An 18,834-nucleotide genomic window follows, 5' to 3' on the forward strand; every position below is an offset into this window, starting at 1 on the left:
CCTATCGGGGGACGGGCTGGGACATTTCGTTGCCGGTGGCCCCCGGCGGTGCGGTCACCCCGTTGTCGGGCACATCGGGCCGCGGCGCGTCGGCCGAGCCGCGGATCTGCAGTGCCGGATTCGAAGTGACGCAGTAGTTGTAGAGCCGGACCCGGGTATCGGCCTGGATGTCGGTCGGCACCACCGGGATGGTGTCGTAGTCGCAGCTGGGCCGCGGCCAGGGATCGACCAGGGTGTTGTACGCGCCGTCGTGCGCGGGGATCCCGAGCGCCTCGGTGCCCACCCGCACGGCGGGGAACAGCGCGGCGATGGCCGGTGCGCGCAGCTTGGCGGCCTTGGTGACCGCCACGAAGTTGGTCACCAGATTGGTGATCGGGTCCTGGGTCTGGGTGATGAACCCGTTGAGGGTGGCCAGCTGTCCCGGCCCCTGCTGCAGCAGTTTGCGCAATTCCTGGTCGGCGGAGGCGAACTGGTCGAACAGCACGCTGCCCGCCTTGGTCAGTGTGCCCAGGTCGGGCTGGGCGTGCTGGGTGGTGCCCGCGATGACCTCGAGGTTCTCGATGAGCTGGCGGGTCTGGGGCAGCAGGTCGTCGAGTCCGTTCATGGCCCGGCTGATGCCGGAGATCATGTTGCGCAGCCGATCCGGGCCGCCGGTCAGCGCCTTGTCCAGCTCGTCGATGATGACGTCGAGCCGGTCCGGGTTCATGCCGCCGATCAGATCGCTGAGATTGGTGAACACCGACTGGATCGGCACCGGCACGCTGGTGCGCGCCCGCTCGACCAGCGAGCCGTCGTGCAGATAGGGCCCGGTGTCGGAGTCGGGACGGAAATCCAGGTACTGCTCGCCGGCCGCCGAGAGCCGCGCCACCGCGACGGTGCCGCCGATGGGAAGTTGTGCGCTGTCGTCGATCTCGGCGACCGCGGCCACACCGTCTCCGGCGACGCGCACGTCGGTGACCTTGCCGATCCGGCTGCCCCGGAAGGTGACGTCATTGCCGGGCAGCAGCCCGCCCGAGGACGCCAGCTCGACGGTCACCTTGTAGGTGTGCGGAATCGGATTGAACCGCAGCACATATCCGCCGATATAGCCCGACCCGAGCACCAGCACGACGATGAGCCCGATGTTCGCGATGGCGATGCGATGCCGCACCACCCAGTGCCACAGTGGCGGATTCATCGATCCCCTCCCTGCTGTCCCGGGCCGGGCTGCGCCGGATCGGGTTGCGCGTCCGGCTGCCGCGGCGGGCTGGTGAGCCGGCCGAATACCTTCTCCAGCACCTGCGCGAGACTGCCGATGAACTGCCCGGCGTCGCCGAGTTCCGGCCAGCGGCTGCCGCTGGGGTCGGTGAGCGCGCCGACGCTCAGATACGACACGGTCGCCGCGACCGCCAGCGCCGGTCCGCGCAGGCTGGCCATGAGCGACGGGTAGATGGTGTGCAGTCCGTCCAGCGCCCCGGTCAGCTGATCGCTCTGCGCGAATCCGGACATGAGCGACTGAATGCTGTTGAACAGGCTCACGAAATCCCCGCCGGTGGTGTCTGCGAAATCGCCGAGGGCGTCGGTGGTGGTGGCCACCTTCGACAGCAGGTCCACGATCTGCTGATTGTTCTCGGTCAGCAGGGCGATCAGCGCGGGGAAGGTGTCGGCGGCGGCCCCGAGTTGTGCCTTGCGCCGGGCCAATTCACCCGCGAGCGAATTCATTCCGCCGAGTACCTGGTCGATATCGCCGGTGCGGGCATTGAGCGCGCCGATGGCGGCGGTCATCTCGGTGATCAGATGCGACAACTCCGGCGCCCGCCCCGCGAACATGGAGTTCATCTGGCCGGTGATCTTGGCGGCCTGGTTGATGCCGCCGCCGTTGAGCAGCAGTGAGATCGACATCATGAGCTGCTCCACCGACGCGCCCGCCGCGGTGTGATCGGTGCCGATGGTGTCGCCGTCGCGCAGCGGATCCCCGGCCTCCTGCGCCGAGGGCAGCGTCATGGCCACGAACATGTCACCGAGCGGAGTGGCCTGGCGCAGTTCGACAGTCGTGCCACTGGGCAGCCGGATGTCGTCGCGAATGAGCATCTGCACGTCGGCGATGAAATTCGTGCTCTTGATCTTGGTGACCACGCCGATATCGGTGCCGCCGATCTTGACGTGCGCGTGGTCGGGCAGATTCAGCGCATCCGCGAACGCCGCGTGAATCGTGTATCCGGGCGCGCCCAGCCCGGGCTTGGGCATGGGCAGGTTGTCCACCGTGACCGCGCACCCGGTGGTGCTGATCAGGGTGGCGGCGGTGAGCAGTCCGCCGAGAGCCGTGGTGCGTAGTCTCATTTCAGGTTCGCGATTCCCAATAGTGCGGCGGTGAGGCCGAAGTCGGGGCCGAAGTCCTGGACCTTGCCGGTGCGGCAGCCATCGAGCCGCATCTGGACGCGCTGGCAGAAGGTGGACAGGATCTCGCCGTCGAGGACCGACTTGTCGAGCAGGCCGTGCAGCCGCAGCGCCTGGTCCTCCTTGCTGGTGGCATTGGCGATGTTCTGGAACATCAGCGGCCCGACGTCCACGATCTCGGTGAGGCCGCGGGCATTGGCGCGCATCTGATCGGTGATGGCCACGAAGCGGGTGAGCGCCCCGGCCAGCTGATCCTTGTTCTGCCCCACCAGGGTCGAGGTATTGGTGACGAAGTCGTCGAGCTGCCGTAGCACCGCGTCGATGCCGGGGGCCTGATCGCCCAGGAGGTTCACCAGTTCGGTGAGCCGCCCGCTGAAGTCCCGCACCGTCTGGTCGTTGGACGCGATGACCTGGGTGATGTCATTGAGCTTGATGATGGTGTTGGAGATCTGGTCCTTGTTGGCGAAGGTGACCTCGAACGCCGAGGACAGCTGGTCGAGGGTCTCGCGCAGCTTGTCGCCGTTACCGTTGAGCAGCGGGAACAGCACCCGGCTGGCCATCGGCCCGGTGGTGTTGTCTCCCTCGAGCGCATCACCGAGCTGGGAGAAGGTGGCCAGGATACGGTCCAGTTCGACCGGAACCCTGGTGCGCTGCAAGGGAATGTAGGCGCCGTCGGTGAGAGTGGGCCCGTCGCCGGTGTAGGCCGGAGCCAGCTCCACGTGACGATTCGTGATCAGCTGCGGATTCACCAGTGCCGCAATGGCATCGGCGGGAATCTTGACGTCCCGGTCCAGGGACATGGTCACCTGGACGTAACTGCCCTTGGGCGTGACGGTTTCGACGGTCCCGACCGGAACCCCCAGCACCGAAACATCATTGCCCGCGTACAGGCCCGCCACGTTCTCGAAGTCCGCGGTGACCTTCATCTGCCCGCCGAGATACTCCTTCCCCAGCGAGGACACCGAATCGGGCAGGATGCCGCACGCCGAGGCGAGCAGCAGCGCGCCGCAGGCCGCGGCCAGCTTCAGTCGTCTGCGAAGAGTCATCACTTGCACCCCTGCACGGCCTGCGCGAAGCACAGCCAGTTGTCCGGGAACAGCCACGGCGCGTACACATTTCCGTACGGGCCGTCGCCGAGCACATTGTTGAACTGCCGCAAGGTCACCGGCATGATCTGGTACAGCCGATCGAGGTTGCCCTTGTTCTTCTCGAGACCCTCCGACATGGTGTTCAGGTCGGTGATGAGCGGCGCGAGCTGGTTGTTGTTCTCCAACCCCATCTGCTGCAACAGCTTCGACAGCGACGCCACATTGTCGAGCAGCTGCTCGAGCAGCGTCTGCCGCTGCTGCACCGCACTGCCGATGGCCTCGCCGCGGGTCAGCAGCAACAGCACGCTGTTCTGGTTGTCGGCGGTCAGCTGCGAGACGGTGTCCATGCTCTTGAGCAGGGTGTCGACCTCGTCGCGACGGTCATTGATCACCTTCGCGAGCGCGCCTACGCTGTCCAGGGCCTGCACGGTCAGCTCGGGGGAGTTGCCCATCTGCTGATCAACCAGGTCCAGCGCCTGCCGCAACTTCTGCGGATCCAGCTTCTCGACCCGTTCGAAGCTGTTCTTGTACTGCGGGTCCTGGATGACCTTGCCCAGGTTGTACGGCACCTCGGTGTGGTCCAGTTTGATCCGGTCGCCACGCAGCGCCGGGCCGGCCCCGGGCGTCAGGTCCACATGCAGCCGGCCGAGGATCGTCGACATCTTGATGGCCGCGCGCGCCTCGTCACCGAGCTTGATGTCGCGGTGCACCCTCATATCGACCAGCACCTTGCCGTTGTCCAGCTTCACCGCGCTGACCTGGCCGACCTCGATACCCGACACGTCCACCGTCGCGCCCGGCTTCAGCCCGGCGGCCTGCGCGAACTCGGCGTGAATCGTCTTGTCGCCCAGTTGCGCCTGCTCGATCAGGGTGGATCCGACCAGCAGCAGCAGCACGAACCCCGAGGCGATCAGGCCCAGCCGCAGATAGCGGTTGCGCAGGAAGCCCGGGTAGCGGATCGAGGGCCGGCGCAGCGCCGGAACACGTGGCCGCCTCATCGGCACACCTCCGAATGGGATTGGCCGCCGATCTGATTGAACAGACCGGGCGGGAGCAGCACGCCCCACAGTGAGACGTCGAGGCTGCACAGGTAGGCATTGCCGTACGCGCCGTAGCTGCTGAATCGTGCGACGCCATTGAGCATGTCGGGCAATTCGACGGCGGCCTTGTCCAGTGACGCGCCATTGAGCAGCAGCAGGGCGACGCCGGCCGAGGCGTCGCTCTGCGCCTTGGCCGCCCCGGGCCTGACCTGGGCGAGCACGTTCACCAGCGAATTCGTCGCCGTCGCAACGCGTTCCACGGACGACTTGAGGGTGGAGCCCTGTGTATAGAGCGCTTCGGTGAGCGCCCGCGCCTGGGTGATCAGTGTTTCGAGCTCATTGCTGCGATTGGCCAGACCGGAGATGACGCTGCTGAGATTGCCGACCACCTGCCCGAGAATCTCGTCGCGCTGACCGAACGTGCTGGCCAGTTGCGCGGACTGGGTCACCAGCGCGCTCAGCGAGACGCCATTGCCCTGTAGCGCCTGGATCAGCGTCTCCGACAGCGAATTCACCTGATCCGGCTGCAGCACGCTGAACAGCGGCTCGAACCCGGACAGCAGCGAGGACACATCGAAGGACGGTTCGGTCCGCTCGATCGGGATCTGCCCGCCCGGAGCCATCGGAGTACCGGCGTCCTTGCCGGGCATGAGCGCGATATAGCGCTGCCCGATGAGGTTCTGGTACCGCACCAGCGCCTTGGTCGAGGTGGTGGGATGCTGGTCGTCCTCGATGCGGAAGTCCACCCGGGCGCGGTAGCCGTCGGTGAATTCGATCTTGTCGACCCGGCCGACCCGCACGCCCGCCATGCGGATGTCGTCGCCGACCCGCAACCCGAGGACATCGGAGAAGACCGCGGAGTAGTCGTGCGTGCGGCCGGGCACCGAACGCTGCAGCGTCGACCACATGGTGTACGTCAGGATGACGGCCACCACGGCGAAAAGGCTGAAGCCCGCCAAGGCTTTTCCGGATTTCACGAGGCGCCTCCGGTCTCGGCGGGAACCAGCGATCCGCCGGCCAGGATGGGGGTCAGCAGCAGGACCTGGGCCGCATTGGGCTTGCCACCGACCAGGGCCGCGATGGCGTCGGTGCCGCGCAGCCCGGCGGGCTGGGCCTCGGCCGGATTCGTCTCGGTCGCCGACGCCGGCGCGGTGAGACCCGGGATCGCCGGCAGACCGGGAATCGCGGGCAGACCGGGAACGGCGGGGGAGCCGGGCGCCGCGGGTTGGGTGGTCTCGACGGGCGCCGGTCCGGCGGCGTCGAGTCGCTTGGGCATCAGCTGCTGCGGAAACTCCTGCGCCGGAGCGGTTTCCGGCACCGTCGAGCCGCCGCACCGGGGTCCGGAGAGGTCACCGTAGTGCGGGCAGTCCGCGGCCGTGTACTGCTTGAACGGCGTGAAGGTGACGTCCATCTTCCAGACCATCTGCTGCTTCGGCCCGAAGGTGAAGGTGCTCTGCAACCGCTGCAGCGCGGTATTGAGATTGGCGATGGCGGTCGGGATCGCCTGCGGGTCCTGGGCCAGGCTGCCGAACAGCTGATTGAGGCCCGAGACCAGGAACTTGCCGGAGTCGGGATTGCGGGCGAAGAGCCCGTTCACCGTGTCCACCGCGGTGCCGCCGCTGGTCAGCAACTCCATCAGCGCCGTGCGCTGCTCGGTGAGGGTACGGGCGGTGGTCACCGACTTCGCCAGTGTCTCCACCAGATCCGGGGCCGACTCGCTCAGCGCGGTGGCCGCGCGGCCCAGGTTGCCGAGCAGATCCCCGATGCCCTCGATGCCGCGCACCTCGGTGATCCAGTGGTCGAGCCGCTCCACGGTCGAACCCGGTACGCGCGCCGACGGATCCAGTGCCGCCGACAGCGTGGACAGCACCCGGCCCAGCTTCTCGGGCTGAATGTTGTTCAGCACGGTGCGCAGCACGTTGAGTGTGGTCTGCAACTGCACGGTGGCGCTGCTGGTGTCCTCGGGAATGGTCGCGCCCGCCCGGAGCGTGTCCCGGGTGGGCGTGGTGTCGACCAGTTCGATGGCGGTCACCCCGAACAGATTGTTGGGAATCACCCGCGCCGCCACATTCGACGGAATCGTGCCCGCCACTTGTGGTTTCAGCGCCAGCGCGGCCCGCTGCCGCTCGCCCTTGGCCACCACCGACACGTCCTCGACGCGGCCGACGACCATGCCGCGGAACTTCACGTCGGCATGGTCGGGCAGCCCGTCGCCGGTGCTGGTGAGCTCCGCGGTGACCGCCACCTTGTCCTCGAAGCGGCCGTTGTAGCGCATCGCCAGCAGATACAGCAGCAGCGATACGGTGGCGATCAGGGCGAGCCCGGCCAGCGTGAGCTGCCGGGCCGTGGGGCCCCGCCCGCTGGGATCGAGAATCATCGAAACACCTATCCCGAGATGCGGAAGCCGGGGTCGATGCCCCAGATCGCAAGGGTCAGAAAGAGATTGACGAAGACCATGACGACGATGACCATCTTGATGGCCTGGCCGGCCGCCACCCCGACGCCCTCGGGCCCGCCGGTCGCGACGAAGCCGTAGTAGCACTGGATGAACGTCGAGATCGCCACGAACACCATGACCTTGAGCAGCGACCAGAACACGTCCGGTCCCAGCAGGAACTGGAAGAAGTAGTGGTCGTAGGTGCCGGCGGTGGTGCCGCCCAGGATCAGCACCGACAGCTTGGTCGCCAGGTACGCCACCGCCAGGCCCACGCTGTAGAGCGGGATGATGGTCAGCGTGGAGGCGATCATGCGGGTGCTGATCAGATACGGAAGCGGCCGGATGGCAAGCGATTCCAGCGCGTCGATCTCCTCGGAGATGCGCATGGCGCCCAGCTGCGCGGTGAACCGGCAGCCCGCCTGAATGGCGAAGGCCAGGGTGGCGATGACGGGCGCGATCTCGCGGGTCGTCGCGAAACCGGAGATGGCGCCGGTCAGCGGTGACATGGTGAGCAGGTTCAGTGCCGTGAACGACTCCATGCCGACGGTGATGCCGCCGAAGCCACACAGCGCCACCACCACGCCTATGGTGCCGCCGCCCACGACCAATGAGCCGTTGCCCCAGCCGATGTCGGCGGTCAGGCGCAGCACCTCCTGGCGATAGTGCTTGAGCGCGAACGGAATCGCGAGCAGCGCCTGGAAGAAGGTGATGACCTGGTGGCCGAGCCGCTGATTGGCCTGCACCGGGATCGAGACCACGTTCGCGGCCACCCGCACCGGTTTGAGGGCCGGGGGAGTGTAGGTCGTGCCCACCTCACACCACCTTCGTCGGCAGCAGCGTGTTGTAGAGCTGGGTGAGCGCGATATTGGTGGCGAACAGCATGAGCGCGGAGCTCACCACCGCCGAGTTCACCGCATTGGCCACCCCGCCCGGGCCGCCGTGCGCGTGCAAGCCGATATCGCAGGCGATCACCGCGGTCAGCAGGCCGAACACGGCCGCTTTCACGACCGCGACGACGAGGTCATTGGCCACCGCGAAGGACGCGAACGAGCCGATGAACGAACCCGGCGTCCCCGACTGCGCATAGACGTTGAACATGTAGGCGGTTGCGAAGCCGACGAACACGATGAACCCGCACAGCAGCATGCTGACCAGTACCGCGGCCGCGATGCGCGGCGCGACCAACCGCCGCACCGGGTCCACGCCCATGACCATCATGGCGTCGATCTCCTCGCGAATGGTCCGCGAGCCCAGGTCGGCGGTGATGGCCGATCCGACCGCGCCCGCGATCATGAGCGAGGTGACCAGCGGCGCGCCCTGGCGGATGATGCCGAGCCCGGCCACCGCGCCGATGAACGTGGTCGCGCCGACCTGATTGACCAGCGCGCCCAGCTGAATCGACACCACCACCGAGATCGGAATGGCCACCAGCACGGTCGGCGCGGCCGACACGCTGGTCATGAACGCGCACTGCTTGATGAATTCGCCGTACGGGAACCGCCCGCGCAGGATCGACACGACGAGCTGGCGGATCGCGTCCCGGCCCAGATCGACCTGCCGGCCGAGGGTTTCCAGCGAGCGCTGCGGATGCCGCCGCCACAGGCCGCGGACGCTCTCGCCGAGCCGCTCGAGCTCGCCGGGTTCGGTATCCGATGCGGCGGAGGGCTTTTCGAGTGTCGTCATCAGGCCATGTCCTCGAGATGCCGTTGCAGCAGGACCAGCAGGTACCCGGCCACCGCGAGGCCGGCGGCCAGGGTGCACAGCACGGCCACCCACAGCCCGAAGCGCAGCAGGGGATTCACTTCCATACGCCCACCGAGGATCTTGATGCCGATCACCAGGATGTCGATGAGCCAGACCAGGGCCATCATCTACGTCATGCACACATTCGAGAAGGTGAGCACCGGCCAGCACACGATGGATCCCAGGAACGAGATGACCACATCGATGCCGTGCAGCTGCTTCAGATGCGAGGTGTGGGTCAGGGTCCAGATCACCCCGACCAGCCCGTAGGGGATGCCGAGAATCATGAGGGTCCCCAGGAACTCCGAGACCTTCATCTCGTAGCTGAGTAACCGATCCAATCGTTTCAGCACGTCGCGTATGTCCTTTCACTTCCCTGCCGGTCTCGGGCGCGGTCGCGTGCCTCGTTGCCGGTTCCACGCTGTTCCCGCTGCCGGTGCGCCCCCGGGCCTCTTCATGAAAGTGGCCCGCAGCGACGTATGTTACTAACGATTCTCAGAAGTGGAAGCAGTTCTGGTGATCTTTTTCGGCGAATATCCAGTGCAGTAACGCGAGTATCGGTTCATTACTGCTCGAGATGGCTGTCTAAGTTATCTTCAATTCCTGTCGTGAAGGGCTGCCTCGATGGAAGAATCATCAGTAACATAGCAGCCGTGCCGGTGTGCTCGGCGCAGGTTCGACAAGGACTGAGAGAGGTAACCCATGACGACCGCGGCAGCGCAGCCGTCCGGCTGGAACGACGCTGAGAGACAACCGAATCCAGAGCAGACGGGAGATCCGGGCAGACCCCGGGCCCGGCGGAGCACAGTACCCCACGCGACAGGGGACGGGGGCGCGGCCACCCTGACCCTGGAGCAGACGCGCATTCATATCCCCGGCGTGCACCGCCCGGACACCAAGCGGCCGCCGAAACTCGACGACGCGATGGACTTCTGGCAGTTCTCGGGCGCCGCCGCGAACGTCGCCATGCAGATGGCGCGACCCGGCGTCGGCCACGGCGTCGCCGACAGCAAGGTGGAGTCGGGCGCGCTGATGGTGCATCCGTGGAAGCGGTTGCGCACCACGGCCTCCTATCTGGCGGTGGCCATCCTGGGCACGCCGGAGGAGAAGATCGCCTTCCGGGAGGCGGTCAATGTGGCGCACCGCCAGGTGAAGTCGGAGCCCGGCGCGGCGGTGAAGTACAACGCCTTCGACCGCGATCTCCAGATGTGGGTCGCGGCCTGCCTTTACATCGGATTCGAGGACTCCTACCAGCTGCTCAACGGCCGGATGAGTGCCGAGCAGGCGGAGGCGTTCTACTCCACGGCCGCGCCGCTGGGCACCACGCTGCAGGTCACCGAGGAGATGTGGCCGGCGACCCGCGCCGAGTTCGACGAGTACTGGGTCGAGGCGTGCCGGGAGGTGGCCGCCGACGACAAGATCCGGGGATTCATCGCGGATCTGCTGCACCTGCGGATGATCAACTGGTATCTGCGGATCATCTTCGGCGGGCTGCTCCGCTTCCTGACCGTGGGCTACCTGCCGCCCTACTTCCGTGAACAGCTCGGCGTCGAGTGGACGGCCGCCGACCAGCGCCGCTTCGAGCACCTGTTCCTGTTTGTCGGCTTCGTCAACCGCTTCATCCCGAAGTTCCTGCGCACCATGGGCACTCGCACCATGATGGCCGATGTGCGCCGGCGCATCCATCGGCACAAAGCGCTGATCTGACCCGCGGGAACCCCGCACCGGGAGGCCTCGTGTGCCTGCCGGTGCGAGGCGTTGTGCGGGCGTCGCGGCTCCGGCGTTACGCGCTCACCGGCTGCGACAGGTCGTAGACGGTGGTGCCGCCCACGGTGATCGTGGCGAAGTGGGACTTCACCCAGTCGGAGATCTGGGTTCCGGTGGAGTTCCCGCCGCCCATCGAGAAGCCCGCCAGGAAGTAGCGGACCTGGCCTGCGGCCACGTAGGACTGGAACTGCTGCAGGGTGGGGGAGTTGTCGCCGCCGGTGAAGCCGCCGATCGCCATGACCGAGCGGCCGGACTCCAGCGCCAGCGTGGCCGCGGAACCCGAACCCACGGCCGCGGCGGCCCAGCGGCCGTCGGTGTGCTCGAGCAGCGTGACCAGTTCGGTGTTGTTCGCCGCGTCGCCACCGGGGCCGTTGCCGCCCGGCGAGGTCGGTCCGCCGTCAGCACCCGGAAAGCCTTCGGGCCCTTGGCCGGACGTGCCGTCCGGTTGTCCGGTGGACTCTCCGCCGGGCTGCCGGGTGGACGCGCCGCCCGGCATCGCGCCGTCGGATCCGGGGCCGCCGCCCGCGTTACCCGAGGGCGGCCCGAATGTCTGACCGGTGGGTCCGGAGTTCGGATTGCCGCCGCTGTGCGAGTGACCTGCGGTGGCGACGGCCCAGGCTCCCGTCCCGCCGAGCCCGAACAGCAGGCCCGCGGTCGCGACGGCGACGGCGAAGCGGCGGGACTGCCTGGCCGACACGATCAACGCGGCGGCGACCAGGATCGAACCCGCCAGAATCGTCCAGCGCAGCCACGGCAGCCAGTCGGGCGACCGGTCCAGTAGGGCGAACGACCAGGCGCCGGTCACGACGGCCATGGCCGCGAGGGCGAGCCGTGCGGCGGGATGCGCTGCCCGAGACCATAATTCACGCACCGACAGGGCCAAGAGAGCGCCGATGGCCGGGGCCAGCGCGACCGTGTAGTACGGGTGCACGGTGCCGCTCATGTAGGAGAAGGTCAGGCCGGTGACCACCAGCCAGCCGCCCCACAGCACGAAGGCCGCCCGCGTCAGGTCCGTGCGCGGGGCACGGCGCGTCAGCCAGAGGCCGGCGACCAGCCCGATCATCGCAGCGGGCAGCAGCCACGAGATCTCGCCACCCATCTGGGAATCGAAGAGCCGGGTGAGGCCGGGCGACCCACTGAAACCGGGGAAGCCGTGCATGGCGCCGGGCATGCTGCCCCCGCCGCCACCGGATCCGGGATTGCCGTGGCCGCCGAAGATCCGGCCCAGGCCGTTGTAGTCGACCGCCAGCTGCCAGAGGCTGTTGGCGGTGGAGCCACCGATGTACGGGCGGGAGTCGGCGGGCCACCAGGCGACCAGCGCGAGGTACCAGCCCGCCGAGATCGCGACGGCGAGGGAGGCGGCAATGAGACCCCGGATGCGATGCCGCAGTGCGGAATTGGCCGCGATCAGATACGCCAGGCCGAGACCAGGCAGGATGAGGAACGCCTGCATCATCTTGGTGAGGAAGCCGAAACCGACTGCCGCTCCCGCGAATACGAGCCACATGGTGGGCGCGGACAACAGCCGATCGCCGGTGGCCCGGATCGCCCGCACCGTGCAGTAGGCCGCGGCGACCAGCAGCAGCACCAGCAGGGCATCCGGATTGTTGAAGCGGAAGATGAGTACCGCTACCGGAGTCGACGCGGCGATCGCTCCGGCCGCCAATCCCGCGCCCGGCCCACTGAGGCGGCGCACCGTGGCAGCCAGTAGTCCCGTCGAGGCGACACCCATCAGTGCCTGTGGCGCCAGCACCGCCCACTGCCCGAACCCGAGCAGCCGGCCCGACAGCCCCATCACCCACAGCGCCGCGGGCGGCTTGTCCACCGTGATGGCATTACCCGCGTCGAACGACCCGAACAGCAACGCCTTCCAGCTCTGCGACCCGGCCTGCGCCGCCGCCGAGTAGTACTCGTTGGCCCATCCCGAATTCGTGAGGTCCCACATGTAGAGCACCGCGGTCAACGCCAGCAGCGCGACCAGGCCCGGCCGGGCCCACCGCGGCTGCTCCGGAGGCCCGAAAAGCATTCGCCCGAACCATGTCTCGCGATCTTGCCCGCCGGGCACGGCGGCCCGATCCGCGTCGGCCACCCCCGGTCGCCGCGTCGTCGATGTCATCTCCACGTCCCTTCCTGCACCGCGATCCCGTCCCTCCGGCGCGGTTTTCGAACCCGATCGTCATCGCCCGCCCTCGGGGAATGTGGTGCGAACCTGGGAACCACCTGGCAATGCGATGGCTCTCCGCGCCTCCGCTGTGACCGGCACGTTCGACTGCGCCGCGCGGCGACTCTCGAGTTCGCCTGAGGTTGGGCGGCTACCGTCGGCCCCGTTCGCGCAGTCGTGGCGCGGCGGAAGGAGATCGGAGTGGCCCCGAAGCCCCGGAGATCGACGCTGACGGACCGCCCCGCACGGGTCCGGATCGGCCGCGTCGCCGGGATCGATGAGCACGAGGCGCTGATCCCCGGACTGCGGCGCGCGTTCGTGTCGAGCGCGGGGATGCGGCGAATCGCCGGAGACTCGTGCTCGGGTCCGCAGGCACCGAGCCGGGCTGTGTTTAGGTGGGTGGCGTGAGCGATCTACCGGCCGCGACGGCGAGCGCGGACGCCCGCGGGGCGCGGGGATTGCGGTGGCTGCGGCGGTGGACGTTGCGGACTCGGCTGTTGGTGGCCGTGGTGGTGATCGCGGTGCTGGGGCTGACGGCGTTCGGGGTGCTGAGCGTGGCGATGCTGGGGCGGTCGGAGCTGGCTCGGATCGACGGGCAGTTGAATTCGGTGGCGGGGGATATGGCGGTGGAGAGCCATCCGCCTCCGCCGCCGCGGTCCACCTCTACGGTGCAGGGGCTTCCGTCGACGTTTCAGATCCTCTTCTTCGACAGCACGGGCAATTCGATCGGGCAGATCGGGGTCGGCGCGGGAAATCCGGCCCTGCCCGCGATGGACTCGACGGCCGTGGCGGCGCGCGGCAGCCGGATATTCGAGGTGAACGATTCGAACGGGACCGCGTGGCGGGTGCGGACCGTCGTGCAACCACCGAATGACGAACAGCCGCAAGGGGGAACCGCGGCCGTCGTGATGCCGCTGGACGGCTACTACGCGACTGCCCGGGAGCTGCGCACCATCGAGCTGGTCGCGGGAGCGGGACTGATCCTGGTGCTGGGTGGCGTGGCGACCTGGCTGGTGCGGGTCGGGCTGCGGCCGCTGTCCCGTATCGAGCACACCGCCGAGGCCATCGCCGCAGGCGATCTGGATCGCCGGGTCGAGTACGCCGACGCCCACACCGAGGTCGGCAGGCTGGGGACCGCGTTCAATGTGATGCTCGAGCGGCTGTCGACCACCATGCGGCGGCTCGAGGAATCCGAGTCGCGCATGCGGCTTTTCGTCGCCGACGCCTCCCATGAACTGCGCACCCCGCTGACCTCGATCCGCGGATACGCCGAACTGTACCGGATGGGTGGCGGCGCGGATCCGGCGCAGGTCGCCACCATGATGCGGCGCATCGAGGAGGAGGCCGCGCGCATGGGCGTGCTGGTCGACGATCTGCTGCTGCTCGCGCGGCTCGACGAACAGCGCCCGCTCGACCTCGCCGACGTCGACCTGTCCAGGATCGCCGACGAGGTGGTCGGCGACGCGCGGGTCCGGCGGCCGGAACGGGTTGTACGACTGCGCCTTCCGGACGAACCCATCCATGTCGTCGGCGACGAGCACCGGCTGCGGCAGGTGCTGACCAACCTGATCGGCAACGCACTGGTACACACTCCCGCCACAGCCGAGATCGACGTCCGGATCGCGTGGGGGACTGTGCCCGCCGAGAGCGGGGCGGCGAGAGTGAAGCGGCCCGAGACCACAGGCGGGGAGCGGGCCGGCGCCCGAGCGTCCGCTGCCGCGCCGAGACGGACGGAAGTGATCGCCGCGGCAGGCGTGGAACTGTCCGTGGGCACGGCCGCGGCGATCGTCGAGGTGTCCGACACCGGGCCCGGCATCCCGCTCGGGAAGGCCGAGCACGTGTTCGACCGCTTCTATCGCGTGGACGAATCCCGTTCGCGTGCAGGTGGTTCCGGGCTCGGCCTGGCCATCGTGGCAGCCGTGCTGACCGCGCACGGTGCGCGGATTCAGCTGCTCAGCGGCCCCGGTGCGGGCACGACGTTCCGGATCGTGTTCCCGGTTCCGGACACGCCCGGCGGCCTGCCGGACCGCTCACAGGAAACACCCAGCTGACACCGAGGTCGCGCGGTGGTGGCCAGGACCAGGATGGCCGGTATGTATCGGTGTGGGACGCGGGCGGGCATAGGGTGTCGAGCGTGAGCGATCGCGCCCCGGCCGGGGCGGCGACCGTGCTGGTCGTCGACGATGAGCCCTACATTCTGGACCTGCTCTGTTCCGCACTGCGGCTGAGCGGGTTCGAGGTGTACTCGGCCGACACCGGCCGCGGCGCGCTCGAGGCGGCGAACCGGCGGCCACCCGATGTCATGGTCCTCGACGTCATGCTGCCGGATCTGGACGGCTTCACCGTCGCGCGGCGGCTGCGCGCGGCGGGCAGCGAGGTGCCAGTGCTCTTCCTGACCGCCCGCGACGCCGTCGAGGACCGCATCGCCGGTCTCAGCGCCGGCGGCGACGACTACGTCAGCAAGCCGTTCAGCCTCGAAGAGGTGGTGCTGCGGCTGCACGCCATCCTGCGCCGGACCCGGCCCGGCGACGACGAGGGACCCGACCGGCTGCGCTTCGCCGACCTGGAACTCGACGCCGGCACCCACCTGGTGTTCCGCGACGGTGAGCAGATCTGGCTGTCCGCCACCGAATTCAAGCTGCTGCACTACCTGATGCTCAATGCGGGCAAGGTGGTGAGCAAACGCCAGATCCTCGATCGCGTCTGGCAGGCCGAGGAGGGCCGCGCCGACCGGGTGGTGGAGACCTTCGTCAGCCAGCTGCGCCGCAAGATCGACAGCGGCCACCAGCCCCTCATCCACACCGTGCGTGGCGTCGGCTACACCCTCCGCGAATCCGCCTAGCCGTGGACTCCGGCGCTCACACCCGATCGAGGAAACCGTTGCCGTAGTCGATGTTCCGGGCGTCGCGCAGATCCGAATCCGGTGTGAACCGGACCGTGTCGGTGCGATCCCACAGCTCCATTCCGGCCATGGCGGACTGGCAGTCGCGAATACATCGGCGGACGCCGTTGCGTATTCTCGGCGGCAATTGCAGCGCATCCATTTCGTCCGTAATCGCCTGGGTCGCGGCGAGATTGTCGGCGATTCGGACGTCGATCAATCGGCGGACTTCCGTCACCGCCTCCGGCAGTTCCATTCCCCGGTGATGGCGCAGCGTCGTGACCAGATTGATGGTGTCCTCGGAATCGGTTTCGATTGCCAGCGAATGCAGATCATTCGTCAGGCACATGATATCGGCCGTGGTGGCGATGATTTCCTGATACGCGGGACCGTAATACAGGGCATCGGGCATTTCGGTGTGCTCGATCACCTCCGCCAGATCCACCGTCTGCAATACCGTGCACGCGTCCCGGCGCAGTCGCGGATATTCCTCCGGACTCGGCGATCGGCCGGCCTGACGGAAAGCGTTCTCCCGGGCGTGACCGACCAGCCACAATTCCAGATTCAACGCGAATCGGCGACCCCAGACCGCGGAATTGCGCGGGAAGGTACGGGTGCAGAGATTGGCCAGAGCTGCGATGACGGGTGGCATCGGGCCCTCGGCCCCGCGGTCGTGCACCACCTGCCGGGCGGCGTTCCGGAGACGGTCGTAGTCGTCGAGCCGGCCCGTGGTGATGGCCAGATCCTGCAGATCGTCGAAGACGAAGAATACGGTGATCCATTCGGCGACCAGGAGCATGTCGGCGAAAGAGGAAGTGGGGCACCAATATGCCGAGAATCGCGCGTAGCCGAGCGATTGGAACTTCCGGGCCGCCGCCTCGTCCTGGAGTAATCCGAAACTCATGGCCCAGGTCTGAACTCTTTCCTGCGCTCTGTCGCTCATCGAATGCCGTTGCGGCGGGAACGGAAGCGGAATCTCGAGGTGCCGCAAGTCGTGTTCGTTCATAGGTAGCACTCGGGTTCACTCGGGCGGAGGTCGGATCCCTCCGACGATCAGCGTAACCGACATTTCTGGCACATATTAGCGGATTCGCAAGATCCGCAGGGCTGCAACCAATTTGGTCCTGTTCGCGGGTGCCAGTGAACCCTTCACCGGAGGTGCGGTGAAGCGGTTTCCCGTCGGGTCCGCAACTCCCGCGAGTCATCGTGAACGAGGAATCCGCCACCGTGGTGCGCAGGCGTGCCCCGATGTCGTTGTGGCAGTTGATCAAGGTCGTCGACGAGGGTCCCGACGGCATGATCAGCCGGTCGTCGCACGCCACGGCCGGGGTGGCCGGACGGCTCTGGCAAATACCCCGCCCACTGCCCCGCGATGCTGGCGCGGCTGGGGCTGAAGGCGTTGGCGCACGCCCGGAACGGCGATGGCAGCCGGGGAAGTCCTTATGCCCCGCGGTACCACCGGGTGTTGCCGACGCCGGCCGTGGTGTGCGCCCTGCGGGGGCTCGCTCCGGACCCGCCGATCGATCGGGCGCGGATGCGCGGTGCGGGCCCGGCGGCGGAGCGAATTCCGCTTCACGGATCCGGAAGTCTTTGTTCCAGAACGACTGCCCGGTCCCGAGGCCATCGAGTTCACGATTCCCGATCTCCTGGAACGACTCGCGGGATCCGCCGGGGCCGAGCGGTATCTGTGCCGTGAGGCGGTCCGCCGTCAGGGGCTGTGGCGGTCCTCGCACCAGTCCTTCATATCGAACGGGACACTGCGGCAGTGCTTTTCGTTCGGGTGGGGTCGCGCTGCCGCCGGGTTTCACCGTGTCGCTGAGCGACTCGCTGCGGTCGGGGCTCGGCACGCGCGGCCTGGCCCGCGCCCCGGGACTGCTGGCGAACGCCGACGATACGGCGCAGGCGGCGGATCCTGGGGTGTCCGGCATCCCACCGCGGAGGAGACCGCGTACGCGGTGCCCGCGCTGTGCGTCTGCGTGAACTCGTTGGTAGAGCGTCCAGCGGCCACCGCATTGCACCGGGCTCACATATTTCTTGCCGATTGCCATGACGTCGGTGCGGCCGATTCCACGCGAACCCCATTGTGGCACTACAAAAATCTGGGATCTGCGTTTAGAATCGAGCGTCTGTATACATTGACCGCCCTGCTCATGAGTGGTTCACCGCTGCGGTGACGCCATGGTTGGGACGTTGGTCACCGACCGCGGACAGAACTCGTTCGAAACGTGGTTGCTGAGCGATATGTGGTGAGAAGATTACCGGCGTGGAGCAAGCCGTTTTCGGCGCTGTCGAGATCTCGTCGTCCTCGACCCTTTCGCCACGTCAGGCGTTCGAGCAGTGGGAAGCCCTGATGTCGGATGCGGTCGCCCCGACGGTGATCGAGCCATTGCGCCAAGGTCACTGGCACGGACAGATCGCCACCACCCAATTCGACGGATTCGCGGTGTCGCGCATGCAGGCCAGTGCGCAACGGGCATTGCGGACAAAAAAGATGGTGGCGCAGTCGACCGATGAGTTCTTACTGGTGAATATCGCGATCGAGGGCACGAATTGGACCGAGCAGTGCGGCCGGACGGCCGAATGCAAGCCCGGCACCATCTCGTTCTTCGACAGCAGCGTGCCGCTGGAGAGCCGTACCACCGACAATTGCCTGTCGACGCTGGTACGTGCCCCGCTGCAGCTGGTCCTCGAGCATTCCGGTCTGACCCGGGACCAGCTACCCACCGCCATCTCCGTCCCCACCACGGGTGCGCTGGGTGTGGTCTCCACCTTCTTCCGCAACCTGGCCGACCTACCGCCCGACGACATCGCCCGCGCGGTCACCGTCTTCGGCAGTGATGCCGCCGGCATGATGGCGTCGGCCCTGCTGCTTGCGAACGGCGAAAGCTCGCCTGCCCCTTCGGATTCGCTCTACATGCGGCAGCAGGTGCTGGCCTACATCCGCAAGAACTTCACGAACCCCGACCTCACGGTCGACGAGATCGCGCACGCCTGCCTGATCTCGCGCCGCACCCTGTACCGGGTGTGCGAGGGCTTCGGCGAGCCGGGCGCGATCGTCCGCCGCACCCGTATCGCTCATGCCCGCCGGCTCATCCGAGCCGATCCCTCCCGATCCCTGGCCGCCGTCGCCGCGGCCTCCGGCTTCGCGACGGACCGCCACTTCTATCGGGCCTTCCGCGAGGAGACCGGTCTCACGCCGGGGCAGTTCCGGGACCAGCTCGGACCCCGGAATCGGTCGCGCTGAACAAGCGACAGGATCAGGAAGCCGACTCCCTTCGACGGCTCCCAGGCGTCGGCGCGGTCGGGGACGCGCGCGGGTAAGGGTATCGACCGGCGTGAAC

16 protein-coding genes are annotated in these 18,834 nt (G+C 67.6%); 4 read left to right on the top strand and 12 right to left on the bottom strand.

The features are described from left to right. Position 1: 1 nt before the first annotated feature. The 10 genes from ON33_RS32135 to ON33_RS32180 are packed head-to-tail and all read right to left on the bottom strand — an operon-like array spanning position 2 to position 9,037. Positions 2 to 1,177, bottom strand: a complete 1,176-nt coding sequence (locus ON33_RS32135; RefSeq protein ID WP_040862904.1) for an MCE family protein — start codon at positions 1,175 to 1,177, stop codon at positions 2 to 4. Then, positions 1,174 to 2,319 carry an MCE family protein gene (locus ON33_RS32140; protein ID WP_040862905.1) on the bottom strand — a complete coding sequence of 382 codons (1,146 nt, stop codon included), beginning with the start codon at positions 2,317 to 2,319 and terminating at the stop codon, positions 1,174 to 1,176. Before ON33_RS32140 ends, ON33_RS32135 begins: the two co-directional genes overlap by 4 nt. Further along, positions 2,316 to 3,422, bottom strand: coding sequence for an MCE family protein (locus tag ON33_RS32145; RefSeq protein ID WP_040862906.1), 1,107 nt, complete (start codon positions 3,420 to 3,422; stop codon positions 2,316 to 2,318). The genes ON33_RS32140 and ON33_RS32145 overlap by 4 nt, the downstream gene beginning before the upstream one ends. Next, positions 3,422 to 4,462, bottom strand: a complete 1,041-nt coding sequence (locus ON33_RS32150) for an MlaD family protein (protein WP_051153250.1) — start codon at positions 4,460 to 4,462, stop codon at positions 3,422 to 3,424. Before ON33_RS32150 ends, ON33_RS32145 begins: the two co-directional genes overlap by 1 nt. After that, entirely contained in the window at positions 4,459 to 5,481 is a 1,023-nt protein-coding gene (locus ON33_RS32155) for an MCE family protein (protein ID WP_040862907.1), read from the bottom strand. The genes ON33_RS32150 and ON33_RS32155 overlap by 4 nt, the downstream gene beginning before the upstream one ends. Next, positions 5,478 to 6,881, bottom strand: coding sequence for an MlaD family protein (locus ON33_RS32160; RefSeq protein WP_040862908.1), 1,404 nt, complete (start codon positions 6,879 to 6,881; stop codon positions 5,478 to 5,480). Before ON33_RS32160 ends, ON33_RS32155 begins: the two co-directional genes overlap by 4 nt. An 8-nt stretch (positions 6,882 to 6,889) precedes the next feature. Continuing rightward, complete coding sequence (locus ON33_RS32165; protein WP_040862909.1) at positions 6,890 to 7,753, bottom strand: ABC transporter permease; 864 nt, start codon at positions 7,751 to 7,753, stop codon at positions 6,890 to 6,892. Between the two features lies 1 nt (position 7,754). Continuing rightward, positions 7,755 to 8,624 carry an MlaE family ABC transporter permease gene (locus ON33_RS32170; protein ID WP_040862910.1) on the bottom strand — a complete coding sequence of 290 codons (870 nt, stop codon included), beginning with the start codon at positions 8,622 to 8,624 and terminating at the stop codon, positions 7,755 to 7,757. Beyond that, positions 8,624 to 8,812, bottom strand: coding sequence for a hypothetical protein (locus ON33_RS32175; protein ID WP_040862911.1), 189 nt, complete (start codon positions 8,810 to 8,812; stop codon positions 8,624 to 8,626). The genes ON33_RS32170 and ON33_RS32175 overlap by 1 nt, the downstream gene beginning before the upstream one ends. Beyond that, positions 8,813 to 9,037 carry a hypothetical protein gene (locus ON33_RS32180; protein WP_040862912.1) on the bottom strand — a complete coding sequence of 75 codons (225 nt, stop codon included), beginning with the start codon at positions 9,035 to 9,037 and terminating at the stop codon, positions 8,813 to 8,815. It abuts the gene before it with no gap. Between the two features lie 526 nt (positions 9,038 to 9,563). Between ON33_RS32180 and ON33_RS32185 the strand changes: the two genes are divergently transcribed. After that, positions 9,564 to 10,391, top strand: coding sequence for an oxygenase MpaB family protein (locus ON33_RS32185; protein WP_245550947.1), 828 nt, complete (start codon positions 9,564 to 9,566; stop codon positions 10,389 to 10,391). 76 nt (positions 10,392 to 10,467) lie between these two features. Here the strand turns inward: ON33_RS32185 and ON33_RS32190 are convergent, their stop codons facing one another. Beyond that, entirely contained in the window at positions 10,468 to 12,567 is a 2,100-nt protein-coding gene (locus ON33_RS32190) for a glycosyltransferase family 39 protein (RefSeq protein WP_040862964.1), read from the bottom strand. Between the two features lie 449 nt (positions 12,568 to 13,016). On the opposite strand from ON33_RS32190, the gene ON33_RS32200 reads away from it, so the two are divergent. Both ON33_RS32200 and ON33_RS32205 read left to right on the top strand, forming a co-directional pair. Next, entirely contained in the window at positions 13,017 to 14,663 is a 1,647-nt protein-coding gene (locus tag ON33_RS32200; protein ID WP_218001544.1) for a sensor histidine kinase, read from the top strand. 83 nt (positions 14,664 to 14,746) lie between these two features. Then, on the top strand, positions 14,747 to 15,454 hold the full coding sequence (locus ON33_RS32205; protein ID WP_040862914.1) for a response regulator transcription factor: 708 nt from the start codon (positions 14,747 to 14,749) through the stop codon (positions 15,452 to 15,454). 16 nt (positions 15,455 to 15,470) lie between these two features. On the opposite strand, the gene ON33_RS32210 is transcribed toward ON33_RS32205, so the two are convergent. After that, positions 15,471 to 16,499, bottom strand: coding sequence for a terpene synthase family protein (locus ON33_RS32210; RefSeq protein ID WP_040862915.1), 1,029 nt, complete (start codon positions 16,497 to 16,499; stop codon positions 15,471 to 15,473). Between the two features lie 1,257 nt (positions 16,500 to 17,756). Here ON33_RS32210 and ON33_RS32215 point away from each other — a divergent pair. Beyond that, the gene (locus tag ON33_RS32215) at positions 17,757 to 18,737 is read left to right on the top strand and encodes an AraC family transcriptional regulator (protein WP_157184835.1); all 981 of its coding nucleotides are present in this window, start codon (positions 17,757 to 17,759) and stop codon (positions 18,735 to 18,737) included. Positions 18,738 to 18,834 lie beyond the last annotated feature (97 nt).

It is taken from the genome of Nocardia niigatensis NBRC 100131 (assembly GCF_000308655.1).
Lineage (GTDB): Bacteria > Actinomycetota > Actinomycetes > Mycobacteriales > Mycobacteriaceae > Nocardia > Nocardia niigatensis.

What these genes read in the sequence shown, in the direction of transcription:
- ON33_RS32135 (WP_040862904.1), bottom strand. Translation starts at nt 1,177, where the DNA reads ATGAATCCGCCACTGTGGCACTGGGTGGTGCGGCATCGCATCGCCATC.
- ON33_RS32140 (WP_040862905.1), bottom strand. Translation starts at nt 2,319, where the DNA reads ATGAGACTACGCACCACGGCTCTCGGCGGACTGCTCACCGCCGCCACC.
- ON33_RS32145 (WP_040862906.1), bottom strand. Translation starts at nt 3,422, where the DNA reads ATGACTCTTCGCAGACGACTGAAGCTGGCCGCGGCCTGCGGCGCGCTG.
- ON33_RS32150 (WP_051153250.1), bottom strand. Translation starts at nt 4,462, where the DNA reads ATGAGGCGGCCACGTGTTCCGGCGCTGCGCCGGCCCTCGATCCGCTAC.
- ON33_RS32160 (WP_040862908.1), bottom strand. Translation starts at nt 6,881, where the DNA reads ATGATTCTCGATCCCAGCGGGCGGGGCCCCACGGCCCGGCAGCTCACG.
- ON33_RS32170 (WP_040862910.1), bottom strand. Translation starts at nt 8,624, where the DNA reads ATGACGACACTCGAAAAGCCCTCCGCCGCATCGGATACCGAACCCGGC.
- ON33_RS32175 (WP_040862911.1), bottom strand. Translation starts at nt 8,812, where the DNA reads ATGATGGCCCTGGTCTGGCTCATCGACATCCTGGTGATCGGCATCAAG.
- ON33_RS32190 (WP_040862964.1), bottom strand. Translation starts at nt 12,567, where the DNA reads ATGACATCGACGACGCGGCGACCGGGGGTGGCCGACGCGGATCGGGCC.
- ON33_RS32210 (WP_040862915.1), bottom strand. Translation starts at nt 16,499, where the DNA reads ATGAACGAACACGACTTGCGGCACCTCGAGATTCCGCTTCCGTTCCCG.